We start from the raw sequence: 16,028 nt of genomic DNA on the forward strand, positions 1-16,028 counted from the left end.
CAGGCCATGTTTATTGCCTCGATAGTAGAGGGAATCCTCCAACATTTGAACCCGAGTCACAGTAAATTGCGAGGCCGCTTCGGTTATCCGCTGCAGTCATGCATTTAGCTGAACCGATCACGCATAAAAAGCGAAGGCAGCGATAACGAATGTAAATACAATGATAACGATAGTCATTTTCAGGTAACTCCATGCGTAACAATGTCATCCTTATTGGGCGTGAGCTCACCGTATTTCTTTTTGCTTCTCTGTTTATCACCTTCATGATCGGCCCCATCTATATCGATGTGGTCTGGATGAATAATGCGCTGCACGAAGCGTCTTTTACTGAAACCGCGCAGGAACTGTTGTTATTCAGTCTTGCCGCACTGTTTTTTATTGCCGCCCGTCATCGGCCTGCACAACGCGGTGGATTAACCCTAATTGCCGGTTTTTACAGTTGCATGCTTATTCGTGAACTGGATTTTTTCTTCGATCTCATCCGTCATGGTAGCTGGGTGTGGTTTGCGCTGGCGATCGCGCTGGGCAGTTTAGCGGTGGCCATGCGTACCCCAAAGCAGACCCTGAGCGCGCTGGCCGATCTCCTCAGGCACAACCGCTGGCCCGTTATGGCTGCCGGATTGATGATCGTGCTGGTTTTTTCCCGACTGTTTGGGATGAACACGCTGTGGGCTCACCTGATGCCCGATCACTACAATCGTGGCGTAAAAAACATGGCCGAAGAAGGCGTGGAATTACTGGGCTACAGCCTGTGCTGGCTGGCCGGGCTCCGCTATCTGTGGCAAACCCGTCGCTAAAAGCGTAAGACAGCTTACGCCACGTCCGCCCAACCATTGTGCAAACGCATCCGGTTGGGTGGAAAACCTCAACGCTTTTTCAGCGATCCCGCGCGTTAAAAAAGGTACAATATCCGCTTCTGCACTGGAAATTTTATCCGGTGTTCGGTGTAAGTTAACCGCAGGTCTTTTCATGTCAGTCAAAATCTTAACGTCAACGCTTATTGGTCTTGAGGCTTTCCGTCAGGATCCGCTCAGCGCCTTGCAGCAGGCTGAAGACGGCACGCTGGCGGTGCTGGAAAATTATACGCCCGTAATGTATGCCATTACGCCAGCGCGCCTCGCGCGGCTACTGGCACTTGAGGCCGCCGCCCAGCAACCCAGTGATGTGGCGCTGGACGACAGCCTGTATGACGATGTTTCTGCTACGCTGCATACGCCGGTGGGTAAATTCGCCATGTATGATGGCTGGCAGCCGGACGCTGACTTTACGCGACAGGCGGCCATCTGGGGCGTTGCACTAAGCGAACCGGTGACGCCAGCTGAACTGGCTGCCTTTGTGGCCTACTGGCAGGCGGAAGGGCGTTTGTTTCATCATGTGCAGTGGCAGCAGAAGCTGGCACGCAGCCTGCAAATGAATCGGGCGGCCAATGGCGGACAACCCAGACGTGACATTACACAGTTGCCAAATCCTGACAGCACAATTCCTGATGGTTTCCGGGGTGAATAATGAAAACGCCGAACGATCTGTTTAACCGTCTGAAACGAATGATGCCCGCGGGTACCCGACCCAAGTTCACAAACGGTGAAGAATTACTGGCCTGGAATCAGGAACAGGGCCGTCTGCGATCAGAATCTATCGTGCGCGAAAATCGTGCGATGAAAATGCAGCGCATCATGGGCCGTTCCGGCATTCGCGAGCTACACATCAACTGCTCGTTCGATAACTATCGGGTTGAAAACGAAGGCCAACGCAAAGCGCTGGAACTGGCTCGCCAGTATGCGGCCGAATTTGATAGCAGTATTGCCAGCTTTGTTTTTTCTGGCCGTCCAGGCACTGGCAAAAACCACCTGGCAGCCGCCATTGGTAACGATCTGATTTTACGTGGCAAGAGCGTGCTAATCGTCACGGTGGCAGATCTGATGTCGAGCATGAAGGGCACCTTCAGCGGCAGCAGCAATATTACGGAAGAACGGCTGATTCAGGATCTCAGCAGCGTTGATTTGCTGGTGATCGATGAGATCGGTATGCAGAGTGAATCGCGCTACGAGAAAGTGATTATTAACCAGATTGTGGACCGCCGTTCCTCCTCGAAACGCCCGACGGGCATGCTGTCTAACCTCGATCACGCCGGGATGAATGCGCTGCTGGGTGAACGCGTTATGGATCGCATGCGGCTGGGCAATAGCCTGTGGGTTCGCTTTGACTGGGAAAGCTACCGTAGCCGCGTTCGCGGTGATGAATACTGATTTGGCTGCCCGCGAACGCGGGCCAGCTCTTTACCTTACCGTTATACAATCCTGTGGCCTGGCACCCATTTCTGACTTAATTCTCTCGCCCTGAGGCCGTCGCCGTTTGGCAGGCTTATCTGCACGATGCTAAGTTTTGATTAGACATCAAACTAATAAGACTTCATCGTTGGTGGCAAATCTGCTGCCGATTTCCACACCTGGGGTAATCCGCCATGAAAGTGACTGGCAAAGGGCCTGCATTAATGCGGCTGAATAATCAAAAGCGGGTCATGGCGCAACTGCGCCAGCGCCGTATCACGTCGCGGCAGGACCTCGCGCACATCCTGGCAATCAGTAAAAATACCGTGTCGCAGATTATTGATGATCTGCTGGAACAGGATCTCGTGCAGGAGCTGGGAAAAGCCAGTGTCTCTGCGGCAGGTCGCCCTAAAATCCAGATTACCCTGCGTCCGGAAAAGCTGGTCAGCGCCGGCATAATGGTGGAAAAGAACCTGATCCACTGGCAGGTTTGCGATTATTTCTCTCAACCCCTGGCGGAACAAACCCTGCGGACAGATACCAGCCGACCGGGGCCACTGTTAGCGGAGGTGACCGCCTTATGTGAAAAACTCACCGAATCCTGGCCGGGCCTGCTGGGCATCGGGCTGGGCTTTCCTGGCGTCGTCGATCCCAGACGGGGCTGGATGCATTTATCTACCCATCTGGGCTGGCAGGACGTTGATCTGGCGAGCAACCTGCGTAAGCAGATCAGATTACCGATTCGCATTATGAATAACGTTAAAGCCGCTGCGCTGCTGTCTGTGCAACAACTCAACTTGCCCGCCGAAAGCGGGCATTTTTATTTACGAATTGCCGAAGGAATTGGCGGCGCACTGGTACAGCACGGTGTCGTTTTTACCGGCAACAGCTGGACGGCGGGCGAAGCCGGCCACCTCACTGTCCAGCCGAACGGGCCTCGCTGTAGCTGCAACCGTCAGGGTTGTCTGGAAGCCATGATCAGTAAACCTGCCATTAATCAACAGCTGGCCCAGCGTCAGCCGGGGCTGACCTGGCACAACCGCGACAGCGCGCCTAACGTGGTAAACGAAGTGATGCAACTGGCGGGAAACTATCTGGGTATCGCGCTCAGCCAGATCATGCTGTTGCTCAATCCGGCCAACATCATCATTGATTGCCCCTGGAGCGTCAGCCCAACATTTTGTCAGGCCGTACTTAATCAAACCCAGGCCAACAAGCTGGCATTCATTGCCGCTCACACTCAGGTACATTTTCTGACGTCGCACCTTGCACCGGCAACGGGACTGGCGCTGGCGATTATTGAACAACAAGAGCAGCGAACGGACTAAGGGCGCTCAGCGCTGGCGAAAGTCAGGGATAATCAGGTCACCCCGCATGACATAGGAGTCCAGTACGCTACGCGTCTGTTCAGTCAGTGCCTTAACGATGCGCGCTGCCATCGCGTCCATCGAGTACTCAATCGCCGGAATAGTCGGAATGCCGGGCAAGTTCAACGAGCCCGCCAGACTGAAGACCATAATGTCGTCGGGAACCTTTTTGTTGAACGCCTGCAACTGGGGAATGACTTTCTGCGCCTGTTGTTCATCCGCCACCAGCAATGCGCTGAAATTCAGCGTGGACGCGTTATTCAGCAACTCCTGAAGTGCTACCGAGGAGGATGTGGCGTCCATAAACACAAGGTTGCGGTTAAACGGCAGAAAGTTTTTTTCCAGCGCGTGTTTATAACCCAACAGAACCCGATCGGAAAATCCCATTCTGTCAGGATGAATCAGAGCAATCTGTCGGCGATTTTGGCTTATCAGGTAGTTGCAGGCGGTTTCGGCGGCAAAGGCGTGATCGAACTGAATGCAGTTAACGTCGTCCCCGGCTTCCAGACAATCCACCAGGATAACGTTTTTTTGATTCAGGTTCAGCGGGAAGCGCGCGCCGATAATCAACACATCGTCACACAACCCACAGGTCAGCTCATCAAGACAGGTCATCACTTCCATCCTGCTGTTCGCGAAACGGAGCAAGAGGTGTTTTTGGTGCTGGCTGAGGTGTTTTTCAAGCGCATAGAGGTAACCGGTGGTCTGGTTAATGTTGTCCTGTGCGCAAATTACGCCAATACAGCCGGTGGTTTGACTGAGTAATGACTGAGCGATCACGTTTGGACGATAACTGAGTTCATCCACCGCTTTTAATACCGCAACGCGGCTGGCTTCTTTTACACCGCGTGACCCACTCAACACGCGCGACACCGTGGCTTTTGACACACCCGCGAGACGCGATACATCGTTGATAGTAGACATTATTTTCCCCTGAAAACCCCGCTGAATCCCTGAAAAACGCCCTAATCCTGCGGCTCAAATAATCATCACCGGCAGTATAGCTTTTTCGTTTTTTCATGGAAACCGATTTTCCATTTCTTCTCAATTATCGACAATAACTTGAAATTACGTGATCTGAATCGTAAGAAAAATGTTTATTTAACGGGGATCATGATGCCTGTCACACTTCCGTTTGCATCAAATGGAAACCGGTTTCCGTATCATATCAAATCACGTCTGTAACACGTTTTATACGCAAAGGAGGGTTACTCATGATCAGGATTATGTTGTGTTGTTCAGCAGGAATGTCCACGAGTCTTTTAGTCCGCAAGATGGTCGACGTTGCGAACCAGCGCGGGCTGAGTGTGCAGATCGATGCCTGGGGCGTTTCCGAATTTGATGCGCAGTTTCCAAACTATCAGGTCGTTCTGCTCGGTCCGCAAGTGAAGTACATGTTAACCACGCTCTCAGAAAAAGCTGCCACCCACGGCATTCCTGTCCAGGCCATCAATATGACGGACTACGGCATGCAACGCGGTGACAAGGTGCTGGATTACGCTCTGTCGCTTATTGAAGCGGCACACTAGAAAGGTGTCATTATGAGTTCGTTATATCAGTCGATGGTGACGGTAATTGAACAGTCCATTACGCCACTCGCCGGAAAGTTAGGTCAGCAAAAGTATGTGATAGCGATTCGTGACGGCTTTACGGCGGCGCTACCGTTTATGATTATTGGATCGTTTATGTTGGTATTTATCTTCCCGCCGTTTTCAGCGGACACCACCAACAGCGTTGCCCGTGCCTGGCTGGACTTTTCCATCACTTATCGCCAACAGCTGATGCTGCCGTTTAATCTCAGCATGGGCGTTATGACCTTTTTTATCTCGGTCGGGATTGGTGCCAGCCTGGGCCGCCAGTTTAATCTGGACCCCATCATGTCGGGTTTGCTGGCATTTATGGCGTTTTTACTGGTGGCCGCGCCTTATGCGGATGAAAAGATCTCTACCCAGTATCTTTCCGGTCAGGGAATTTTTACTGCCTTGATTACCGCCATTTACGCCACCCGGGTTTATGCCTGGCTAAAACAAAATAATGTCACGATCCGCCTGCCGAAAGAAGTGCCTACCGGCGTGGCACGCTCCTTCGAGATTCTGATCCCGGTACTGGTGATTATCGCAACGTTACATCCGCTCAACCTGTTTATCGAAGCGCAAACCGGCATGATTATGCCACAGGCGATCATGCATTTGCTGGAGCCGCTGGTTTCGGCTTCGGACTCTTTGCCCGCCATTTTGCTTTCCGTCCTGCTGTGTCAGATTTTCTGGTTTGCCGGTATTCATGGTGCACTGATCGTCACCGGCATTATGAATCCCTTCTGGATGGCTAACCTCTCTGCTAACCAGGCCGCCCTGGCGGCGGGAGCCGCGCTGCCGCATGTCTATCTACAGGGGTTCTGGGATCACTACCTGCTGATTGGCGGAGTGGGCTCCACCTTACCGCTGGCCTTCTTACTGCTGCGTAGCCGAGTGCTACATTTACGCACCATTGGCAAAATGGGCGTGGTGCCCAGCTTTTTTAATATCAATGAGCCCATCCTGTTTGGTGCGCCGGTCATCATGAACCCGCTGCTGTTTATCCCCTTCGTCTGCGTTCCAATGATTAATGCCGTGCTGGCTTATACCGCCACGAAACTCGGCTGGATCGCCCAGGTGGTTTCGCTTACGCCATGGACCACGCCCGCCCCGATCGGGGCCTCCTGGGCCGCTAACTGGGCGCTAAGCCCGCTGGTGATGTGCCTGATTTGTATGCTGATGTCGGCGCTGATGTACTTACCCTTCCTGCGTGCCTATGAACGCAGCCTGATTAAAGCAGAAGAGAAAAAAATCAAGGATGCGCCCCCTGCAGGCCAACCCGTGCCCGGTCATCCACAGGCTTAAGGAGCCCATAAAATGAACTACCGTTTTCCTGAAAATTTCTGGTGGGGCAGCGCCAGCTCGGCGTTACAAGCCGAAGGGGACAGCCTGAATGGCGGTAAAAGCCCTACCACCTGGGATCGCTGGTTTGCGCAACAGCCTCACCGTTTCCATCAAGGCATTGGCCCACAAGACACCTCGGGCTTTTATCAGCACTGGCAGCACGATATCGCATTACTAAAGCAGTTAGGGCACAACAGCTTTCGCACGTCGCTGAGCTGGGCGCGCCTGATGCCAGACGGCACTGACGCCGTGAATCCTGACGCCGTGGCTTTTTATAACAAGGTCATCGATGCATTACTGGCGCAGGGCATTACACCGTTTATCACCCTGTTTCATTTCGATATGCCTCTGGCTATGCAGGACAAAGGCGGCTGGGAGAACCGTGAGGTTGTGGAGGCATTTGGCCGCTATGCCCAGCGCTGTTTCGCGCTGTTTGGCCATAAGGTGAAACACTGGTTTACCTTCAATGAACCGATTGTGCCGGTCGAAGGTGGCTATCTGTACGATTTTCATTATCCCAACGTCGTGGACTTCAGACGAGCGGCTAACGTGGCCTTGCACACAGTCCTGGCACACGCGCTGGCAGTACGCGCCTGGCGTAACGGCAGCTACGACGGTGACATTGGTGTGGTGCTGAACCTCACGCCGTCCTATTCACGATCGGCGAATCCGGCCGATGTGCAAGCCGCACATCATGCTGACCTGTTGTTTAACCGTAGCTTTCTGGATCCGGTTCTGAAGGGAGAATATCCCGTGGATCTGCTGAGCTTACTGAGTCAGTACCACCAGCTTCCGCGCTGCCAGCCTGGCGACGCTGCGTTGATTGCCGACGGCATTATCGACCTTCTGGGCGTGAACTATTATCAGCCGCGCCGGGTGAAGTGTCGGGACAGCGCCGTCAATGCTGAAGCGCCCTTTATGCCGGAGTGGTTATTCGACCACTATGAAATGCCAGGCCGTCAGATGAATCCGTATCGTGGATGGGAAATTTACGCGCCCGGTATTTACGATATTCTGACTAACCTGCGGGTTAATTATGGAAACCCGCGCTGTTTTATTTCTGAAAATGGTATGGGCGTTGAGAATGAACAGCGATTTATTCAGAACGGTGAAATTCTGGATGATTATCGTATCGAATTTGTTTCCGAACATCTTAAATGGCTGCATAAAGGGATTCGCGAAGGCTGTCATTGTCTGGGTTATCATATGTGGACATTTATTGATAACTGGTCATGGCTAAACGGTTATAAAAATCGTTACGGTTTTGTGCAGTTAGATTTAGCCACGCAAAAACGTACGATTAAAAAGAGTGGCAAATGGTTTGCTGAGGTTGCCGAAAATAACGGTTTTAATTGAGAGCGACGATCATGATTGAACTTGAAGACGCGGTAATGACGATTATTGTCAATGCCGGGCATGCCCGCAGCCTTTGCTTTGAAGCCCTTCAGGCAGCACGAAAGGGTGACGTTGATGAGGCAAAAGCCCGGCTAAAGGAGGCCGACGACTATTCCCGCACCGCGCATCAAATGCAAACCCGATTAATAGAGCAGGACGCAGGTGAAGCCCGCCAGCCAATGACCTTAATTATGGTCCATGCTCAGGATCATTTAATGACCTCAATGCTGGCTCGTGAACTGGCAGAAGAAATTGTTTATCTCTACCAGCGTTAATAAAAAAACATGACAGGAGATCGGCTGAAAAACAAAAAACCTCTGGAAATAACATAATATAAAAATCAACTTGCCCTGGTCATCAATAAACCCGCGCAGGATGGTTATTGTCTGATCATTAACACACGTCGTTATTCGGGTTGAACATCATCAACCCGAAGGACGCTGTGCAAACGAGATAGCCATGAATATTATTCCAAAACTTCCATTACCTCTGGCGGTGATCGCCGCGCTGTGCCCTGCCGTCGCCGTTGCACAGGAGTTTACGCAGGAACAGATCGACGCCATCGTCGCCAAAGCCGTTGATAAAGCCCTGGCCGAACGTCAGGCGAAGATGGATGCAGCCGTAGCGAAAAAAACGGACGTGGTGACCGACCCGCAAAGCCCGGCCCAGTCACCGGATATGGCAATCCCCTTTGGCGTCACGTTCAGCGGCTATGCGCGCTACGGTGCGCACTATCAAAGCGGCGATCAGAAATATGTAGCCGTGGACGGTTCTTATAACGGTGCCTCCGGTATTGGCCGTCTGGGCAACGAAGGCAACGGTGGCGAATTCCAGCTCTCCAAGGCGTTTAAAAGCCAAAGTGGTGCTATCTGGGATGTCAATGTGATGATCGATCACTGGGGCGACGAGGTGAATCTGAAAAAGGCCTATGCCGGCGTGACGAATGTGCTGGCATCAAATCCTGATGCCTACCTCTGGGCCGGACGGGACTTTCATCAGCGCCCGCAGCAGAACATCAATGATTATTTCTGGATGAACCATGATGGCCAGGGCGCGGGCGTGAAGAACTTCGATGTGGGCGGGATAAAATTTGACGTGGCCGCCGTCGCTGCCGTGGAATCCTGTAGCCCTGAAGTGCTCAACGATGAGTCTAATCCCTCGCGCATCACCTGTACGGGAGGTTCAGGTACCGGGGATAAAGGCAACTACGCTGCCACCTCTAAAATTCACGGCATCAAGCTGGGCGCACTCGATCTGGAGCTGTACGCTAATTACGGTTTCGACTCTAAAGCCGTAGAGAGTGAAGACCGCCTGAAAGCCTGGCAGGGTGCGTTTGTACTGAGCCACACTAACGACCATGGCGTGAATAAAGTGATTGCCCGCTATTCTGACAATTCGGATAACAGCGTTTACAGCAAAACCGAGGGCCTCAGCACTGTGTATACCAGCTTTGAGGGTAAGCATCTGTTTAGCCCGCAGGCACAGGTCGAGTATTTGTTGGGTTATCACGACTACGATAACAGTCGGCTGAAAAGCGATAACCGGAAGAACTACGCCGCGATTGTCCGCCCAATGTATTTCTGGAATGACGTCCATTCCACCTGGCTGGAAGCCGGTTATCAGCGCGTTAACTACGATGAAGGCGGCAGTAACCATGGTTGGAAGCTGACTCTGTCGCAAAATATCGCCATTGCCATGGGGCCGGAGTTTCGTCCTATGCTGCGCTTCTATGTCACCGGGGGCAAAGTGGACAATGCGCGCACCGCTCGCGTGAACGGCAGGGAGAACGAAATACTGGACGACTTTAATCTGGGCGCGATGTGGGAAGCCTGGTTTTAGGCATAACCCGAACAGTGATCTCATCCTGCGGATGACAGACGCGCATTCTGTCTCCAACAACGATAACCCATTGCCGATCGGAGGTTCCCGTATAGGGCCGATCGGCAATGGCCCTTTGCAAACGGCATGTTGTCATCCCCTGTCGTCTGGCGGTCTCAGGTAAGGGCGGGAGATCAGGTCCACGGGCTGCGAGTTTAACCCCTGCCAGGCCAGCGCCCGGCACGCCCGATAAAACCTGACAATCGCGTTACGCTGCACGCTCGCCCTCAAAAACCCGTATGAACCTTGTCACAAAACACGCATTCCGTTTTTCCGTGTTTACCGGTGACCGTTTATCCCGCCATGTTGTTAAAGGCTTGTTACACATAGCCTCAGGTAATGGCTTAGGGTTATTGATGCACAGTACGCATTAGTCGATGAGTTTATTGCGCTTATTTACTTTATTTTCCTGATCCAGTCTTCAGCAACAGACGCGGCAAAAAGCGTCAATGATAAACTGGAGATACCGATGCATTCCTCGACTTCACCTATGACCACCCGCGCCCGAACCGGCGCCATATTACGTGTTACCTCAGGCAACTTTCTGGAGCAGTTCGACTTTTTCCTGTTCGGCTTTTATGCCACCTATATTGCTCACACCTTCTTTCCTGCGAGCAGTGAATTTGCCTCGCTGATGATGACCTTTGCCGTGTTCGGCGCGGGCTTCCTGATGCGCCCTATTGGTGCTGTGGTGCTGGGCGCATACATTGATAAGGTCGGCCGACGTAAAGGTCTGATTGTTACCCTGTCAATTATGGCGGCGGGCACCTTCCTGATCGTCCTGATTCCGTCTTACCAAAGCATTGGGCTTTGGGCACCGATGCTGGTGTTAACCGGCCGCCTGTTACAGGGTTTCTCTGCCGGAGCCGAACTGGGCGGCGTTTCCGTTTATCTGGCTGAGATCGCCACGCCGGGCCGTAAAGGCTTTTACACCAGCTGGCAGTCCGGTAGCCAGCAGGTTGCCATTATGGTTGCCGCCGCGATGGGTTTTGCCCTGAATGCCGTACTGGAAGAGAGCGCGATTCGCGAGTGGGGCTGGCGCATTCCGTTCCTGTTTGGCTGCATGATTGTGCCTTTCATTTTCTTTCTGCGCCGCAAGCTCGAAGAAACCCAGGAATTTAACGCCCGTCGTCATCACCTGGCGATGCGCGACGTGTTTAAAACCCTTCTGGCCAACTGGCAGGTTGTGATTGCCGGCATGCTGATGGTGGCGATGACCACCACCGCGTTCTATCTGATCACCGTTTATGCGCCTACTTTCGGCAAGAAAGTGCTGATGCTCAGCGCCTCGGACAGCCTGCTGGTTACGCTGCTGGTCGCCATTTCTAACTTTTTGTGGCTGCCGGTTGGCGGAGCGCTGTCTGACCGTTTTGGACGTAAACCCGTCCTGGTCAGCATGACGCTGATCGCGCTGGCGACCGCGTATCCTGCCCTGACGATGCTGGCTGCTGCCCCCAGCTTCTCCATGATGCTCACTGTCCTGCTGTGGCTGTCATTTATTTATGGCCTGTACAACGGCGCGATGATTCCGGCACTTACCGAGATCATGCCAGCTGAGGTGCGAGTAGCAGGCTTTTCACTGGCTTACAGCCTCGCGACCGCCATCTTTGGCGGATTCACGCCGGTGATTTCAACAGCGTTAATTGAGTACACCGGCGATAAAGCCTCTCCGGGTTACTGGATGAGCTTCGCTGCCGTCTGCGCCTTACTGGCAACGCTGTACCTGTACCGTCGCAGCACGGTCAATCTGCAAACCGCCGTTAAACATTAAGTCAGGGCTTACATAATGAAAATAATTTACCGTTCACTCCTTGCCACGTTGGTTCTTTCGTCGGTCAGCACCGCGGTGCTGGCAAAAGATGTGACCGTGATGATTTCTGGCGGCTTCAAAGCCGCGCTGGAAAAACTGACGCCTCAGTTTGAAGCGAAAAGTGGCGATAAAATTATTCTGGTGTCCGGGCCTTCCATGGGCAAAACCCCGCAGGCGATCCCCAACCGACTGGCGCGCGGGGAAAAAGCCGACGTGGTGATTATGGTGGGCGATGCGCTCAGTCAGCTGGAAAAAGACCAGTGGATCAAACCAGGTTCACGCGTTGAGCTGGCCGACTCGCCGATCGGCATTGTGGTGAAGAAGGGAGATGCCAAACCCGATATCAAAACGGATGACACACTGCGTAAAACCCTGCTGAATGCTAAATCCATTGCCTATTCCGACAGCGCCAGCGGTCAATACGTTAGCAATCAGTTGTTTAAAAAGTTAGGCATTGAAGACAAGGTCAAAGGCAAAGCCCACGAGGTGGAGCGCATTCCGGTGGCGTCTGAAGTGGCAAAAGGCCACTATGCGCTGGGCTTCCAGCAGGTGAGTGAGCTCCTGCCGGTGCCGGGCGTGACCTTTGTAGGCGAACTGCCTGACGACGTGCAGTACATCACCCGATTTGCCGGCGCCGTGCCAGCCAAAGCTGAGCATCCAGAGGAAGGCAAAGCGCTACTTGATTTCCTGGCGTCAGCTCCGGCTCAGGAAGTGGTCCATGCCACGGGCCTGCACTCGGTCAAAGCGCAGCAGCCTGCTAAGCAGAGTGATACCGTTCAGTAATTAGCTTTTCCAGTTCAGCGGCAATGTAGGACTGAATGCGTCCGCTGCGCCGGATCAGGCCAACGGTGCGTTTCACTACCGGATCGGTAAGCGGCAGATGAACCAGCACCGAATGGCCTGATGACGGCATCGACATCGCGGGAACGGCAGCAATGCCGATTCCCGCTTCGACCATCCCTAACATGGTTGTGACATGCCGGGTTTCGCAGATACTCGGACGCGCGGGAACGACATGGCCCAGCGCGGAATCAAGTAGGTTACGATTGCCTGAGGTTTTATCCAGCCCCACGTAATCCTGCTGATAAAACTCTTGCCACGTCAGACTTTTACGGCTGGCAAGAGGATGATCGTGCCGACAGGCAACCACGTAAACATCCTCAACCAGCGGTAAAAATTCGGTGTCAGGCGGCGGATTACCGGAGAAGCAAATGCCAAAATCTGCCTGACCGCTGGTGACGGCCTCTATGACGTTGCCTGCGCTACTGTCAATAATTTTGACACGCACTCTGGGATAGCGGGCCTGAAAGCGGCGGATCACATCCGGCATAAAGTAATAGGCAGCGGACGGCACTGTGGCCACCGTCACCAGGCCTGTTCTGTCCTGACTGACTTTACTGATATCCGCCATAACTTCTTCAAAGTTGATCAGAAGCTGCTCTGAACGTGCGGCAAACGTCTGACCATAAAGCGTCAGCGTGACCCGGCGAGTGGTTCTGTCAAACAGCCTGATTCCCAGTGCCGTTTCCAGCTTCTCGATCCTGCGGCTCAGCGCCGACTGAGACAGGCAGATGGATTCCGCTGCAATACGGAAATTGCCATATTCGACCAATGCGCGAAACGCATAGAGATCGTTAAGATCGAAATTAACGGGCATAGCGGCTGACGTTCCTTTCAACGATGGAGAAGCAAAGACAGAGGGAACTCATAGTGCCTTATAGAATGGCGGCAAACAAAGTGAAATGTTGACGGGACGGGTAACAGAAAACGGCAGGTCAAAAGGGGGATCGCCCGTGCAAACAGGCGATCCGGCATAACAAAAACTACGCGACACGCGGTGACGCTGAACGAGACACGTTTCTGACCGCTTCCTCGGCTCGCGCTGAATTACTCTGAATGCTGGCTATCACCTCTCCGGCCTGACGCATCAAATTAACGCCGCGAGCCGTGTTTTTCAGGTTATTTTCGATATCTTCCAGCACCTTTTTGGCCAGCTGATTATTGCTGGACACCACGCGCCCTATCTCTTCGGTCGCTTCATTAATTCGGGCCGCCAGGGTCCGGACTTCAGCTGCCACAATGGCGAAACTGCGTCCGGACGTGCCGGCCCTGGCCGCCTCAATTGCCGCATTCAGGGCGATGAAACGCGTCTGCTCGGCGATGTTTCGAATGGTATGTACCATATCAGCAATACGATCCGACTGTCCGTTTAAGCCAAAGACATCTGCGGATACGCTGTTCATCTCTTTCGCAATTTCGGCCATCGTTCTGACGCTGTCTTCAATCACATCCGCGCCCGTTACCGAGCTTTCGCGGGTTTGCTGCGCCATCTTCCACGCGTGTTGAGCCGCCTCATTTTCCTGCTGGTTCTGCAATACCTGCTCGGTGACGTCACTGGCGAATTTGACAATCTTGTACATCCGCCCCTCTGCATCAAAAACCGGATTATAGGTTGCGCGCAGCCAGATAGTTTCGCCATTACGATTGAGCCGCGGATACTGCCCAGAGAAAAATTCTCCCTGATTCAGACGCTGCCAAAACTGCTGATATTCCTGGCTGTTACGCAGATCCTCAGAGCAGAACATCCGGTGATGCCTGCCCAGTACCTCGTCTGCCTTGTAGCCCGTTGCTTTGAGGAAGTTTTCATTTACCTCCAGCACTTCACCGGCTTTATTAAACGCGATGACCGCCATTGAACGGCTGATGGCCTGCACCAGCGCATCCTGCTGCTGTGCCTCACTGATACGCTCGGAGATATCTGCTGCCAGCTTAATCACCTTGATGACGCGGCCATGTTTGTCTTTTACTGACACATAGCTGGCTTCCAGCCAGACCGGATGGCTGTCTTTGCCCAGGCGCAGGTATTTACCACTAAAGCTCTTGCCGCTGGCAAGGCGCAGCCAGAACTGGCGGTACTCGGCTGAGTTCACCATTGATGGCGGGCAAAACATACTGTGGTGACGACCCACAATCTCTTTCGCGTCGTAACCCATCTTGCTCAGAAACAGGGCATTTGCGCGAAGAATGATGCCATCTGGGGTAAATTCGATGATCGGAACCGCATCGTCCAGTGCTCTGAGCGAATCGGCGGCGTGTTTATGCTGGTGTTTAGGAAAAACAGAAAATAGTTTTTTTAATATTGTCATTTTTATACTGCCATATTGAGTGGTCTGGATGAGTTATCGGCAGGATAAAGAACGGGCTTGAGACAATGGCGAATAAACAAGCAACAGATTGTGACAAGGTTAATAACTTCGATACAGGGCTGAATACCGGACGCAGCGCTGCCTGATGACCGCGTTAAAAGGGGAAAACTGTCATTGTGCTGAGAAACATGTGCACTTCAGGTCAATCGCGCTATCGGCGAAAGAAGACGTTCTCATCGTCAGCGATAAAAGCCCAAAAAAAAAGCTGCCATCAGGCAGCTCTTTCGCTTTGCTCAACATAACGCTGTTATTTATACAGCTCAGCAGTCATGTGAACACGATCGTTGGTATTGGCTTCGATGATTTTATACTGTGCGCCCTGCTGCTCAGCCTGGGCAGCAATTTTCGCTTCTGTGCCATCGAGCGTTGAACCGGTGGCGGTAACGGTTTGTGCAAAAGCGGAAGCTGACATCAGTGAGAGCGCAGCAACGGCGGCAAGTGAAAGTGTTTTCATGGTTTTCATAATCCTGTTCCTTATCTTGTAAGCGGGAAAGCGGTTCGCTTTCGATGGGGATAATGATAACCACTGTTATTAATACATAGTTAACAATAAGTGCCGTTATTGTGATCATGCTATCTATTGCACTGATAGCGCTTTGCTGCTTTTAGTTCTGCCGGATTGACTGAAGAACATGGGTAATGGTTGCCGTAAAGCAGGTTTTAGAAAGCGGATGAGGGATGAGTTGCTTGTCATGGAGGCGTTTGAGAAGGCGGTTGGCCGGGCACAATCAACGCAAAACAATTGATTGCGTGGTGCATTTAAAACGGGCGACACAACAAAAGCCGCCCGGGGGATCCGTCAGGCGGTGGTGTTGATATTGCGCCCTACCGCCGGGTTAGCAGGAAGCGCGGTGACGCCTTCAACCAATGTCGTGATGGTATCTGCCTGTTGGTTCAGGGTTTTCTTTAACAGCGTCGCATTGGCTTCACCACGTGCCTGCCATTGCTCCAACCCTGCAGACAGCGTTGTGAGTTGCTGAATATCCATGCAGTTGCTCCTTATGTTGACTGAGCCCCGAATGGGGGTCACATAATACCGGCGACGGATTTCGCCAGTTGCGCATAAAGTATCGGCTTGAGGCGCTAATACTTTAAGGTGTCTGCCGGATCGGAGTGTAAAGGGGAAAGGCAGCACGAGGTATCTCCCGTACACTATTGAGTAAACTCACATGACTACTGAGTTCAAT

Annotated in this window: 16 protein-coding genes; 11 read left to right on the forward strand and 5 right to left on the reverse strand. The window is 52.7% G+C overall.

Annotated features, from left to right (window positions below):
- Positions 1-191: 191 nt before the first annotated feature.
- The 4 genes from PAGR_RS00105 (at position 192) to PAGR_RS00120 (ending at position 3,595) form a co-directional block, all read left to right on the forward strand.
- Positions 192-797, forward strand: a complete 606-nt coding sequence (locus tag PAGR_RS00105) for a hypothetical protein (RefSeq protein WP_014594952.1) — start codon at positions 192-194, stop codon at positions 795-797.
- 172 nt (positions 798-969) lie between these two features.
- On the forward strand, positions 970-1,506 hold the full coding sequence (dnaT, locus tag PAGR_RS00110) for a primosomal protein DnaT (protein ID WP_014332936.1): 537 nt from the start codon (positions 970-972) through the stop codon (positions 1,504-1,506).
- Positions 1,506-2,246 (forward strand): replicative helicase loader DnaC, encoded by a 741-nt coding sequence (gene dnaC, locus PAGR_RS00115; RefSeq protein ID WP_014604709.1) that lies wholly within the window; start codon positions 1,506-1,508, stop codon positions 2,244-2,246. Before dnaT ends, dnaC begins: the two co-directional genes overlap by 1 nt.
- A gap of 215 nt (positions 2,247-2,461) precedes the next feature.
- On the forward strand, positions 2,462-3,595 hold the full coding sequence (locus PAGR_RS00120; protein ID WP_013023974.1) for an ROK family transcriptional regulator: 1,134 nt from the start codon (positions 2,462-2,464) through the stop codon (positions 3,593-3,595).
- Between the two features lie 6 nt (positions 3,596-3,601).
- On the opposite strand, the gene PAGR_RS00125 is transcribed toward PAGR_RS00120, so the two are convergent.
- Positions 3,602-4,558 carry a LacI family DNA-binding transcriptional regulator gene (locus PAGR_RS00125; RefSeq protein ID WP_014604710.1) on the reverse strand — a complete coding sequence of 319 codons (957 nt, stop codon included), beginning with the start codon at positions 4,556-4,558 and terminating at the stop codon, positions 3,602-3,604.
- Positions 4,559-4,848: 290 nt separating this feature from the next.
- Here PAGR_RS00125 and PAGR_RS00130 point away from each other — a divergent pair, with 290 nt between their 5' ends.
- The 7 genes from PAGR_RS00130 (at position 4,849) to PAGR_RS00160 (ending at position 12,418) form a co-directional block, all read left to right on the forward strand.
- Positions 4,849-5,163, forward strand: coding sequence for a PTS sugar transporter subunit IIB (locus tag PAGR_RS00130; protein WP_013023972.1), 315 nt, complete (start codon positions 4,849-4,851; stop codon positions 5,161-5,163).
- 12 nt (positions 5,164-5,175) lie between these two features.
- Positions 5,176-6,513 (forward strand): PTS cellobiose transporter subunit IIC, encoded by a 1,338-nt coding sequence (locus PAGR_RS00135; protein WP_013023971.1) that lies wholly within the window; start codon positions 5,176-5,178, stop codon positions 6,511-6,513.
- A gap of 12 nt (positions 6,514-6,525) precedes the next feature.
- A complete protein-coding gene (gene gmuD / locus PAGR_RS00140) occupies positions 6,526-7,908 on the forward strand; it encodes a 6-phospho-beta-glucosidase GmuD (RefSeq protein ID WP_014604711.1) in 1,383 nt (460 codons plus the stop codon).
- Positions 7,909-7,919: 11 nt separating this feature from the next.
- Positions 7,920-8,222 (forward strand): PTS lactose/cellobiose transporter subunit IIA, encoded by a 303-nt coding sequence (locus tag PAGR_RS00145; RefSeq protein WP_014332939.1) that lies wholly within the window; start codon positions 7,920-7,922, stop codon positions 8,220-8,222.
- Positions 8,223-8,406: 184 nt separating this feature from the next.
- Complete coding sequence (locus PAGR_RS00150; RefSeq protein WP_014604712.1) at positions 8,407-9,786, forward strand: carbohydrate porin; 1,380 nt, start codon at positions 8,407-8,409, stop codon at positions 9,784-9,786.
- A 508-nt stretch (positions 9,787-10,294) separates the two neighbouring features.
- Positions 10,295-11,596: an MFS transporter gene (locus PAGR_RS00155; protein WP_014594947.1), complete on the forward strand. Its 1,302-nt coding sequence runs from the start codon at positions 10,295-10,297 to the stop codon at positions 11,594-11,596.
- 15 nt (positions 11,597-11,611) lie between these two features.
- Complete coding sequence (locus PAGR_RS00160; protein WP_014332943.1) at positions 11,612-12,418, forward strand: substrate-binding domain-containing protein; 807 nt, start codon at positions 11,612-11,614, stop codon at positions 12,416-12,418.
- Here PAGR_RS00160 and psrA read toward each other — a convergent pair.
- From psrA to PAGR_RS00180, 4 genes are all read right to left on the reverse strand, one after another.
- Positions 12,393-13,292 carry an L-proline-binding transcription factor PsrA gene (gene psrA, locus PAGR_RS00165; RefSeq protein ID WP_014332944.1) on the reverse strand — a complete coding sequence of 300 codons (900 nt, stop codon included), beginning with the start codon at positions 13,290-13,292 and terminating at the stop codon, positions 12,393-12,395. The genes PAGR_RS00160 and psrA overlap by 26 nt on opposite strands.
- Positions 13,293-13,458: 166 nt before the next feature.
- Positions 13,459-14,781 (reverse strand): methyl-accepting chemotaxis protein, encoded by a 1,323-nt coding sequence (locus PAGR_RS00170; protein WP_014604713.1) that lies wholly within the window; start codon positions 14,779-14,781, stop codon positions 13,459-13,461.
- 307 nt (positions 14,782-15,088) lie between these two features.
- A complete protein-coding gene (locus PAGR_RS00175; RefSeq protein WP_013023962.1) occupies positions 15,089-15,304 on the reverse strand; it encodes a YdgH/BhsA/McbA-like domain containing protein in 216 nt (71 codons plus the stop codon).
- A gap of 336 nt (positions 15,305-15,640) precedes the next feature.
- Entirely contained in the window at positions 15,641-15,829 is a 189-nt protein-coding gene (locus PAGR_RS00180; RefSeq protein ID WP_014332946.1) for a YjfB family protein, read from the reverse strand.
- Positions 15,830-16,028 lie beyond the last annotated feature (199 nt).

The organism is Pantoea ananatis PA13, from assembly GCF_000233595.1.
GTDB lineage: Bacteria > Pseudomonadota > Gammaproteobacteria > Enterobacterales > Enterobacteriaceae > Pantoea > Pantoea ananatis.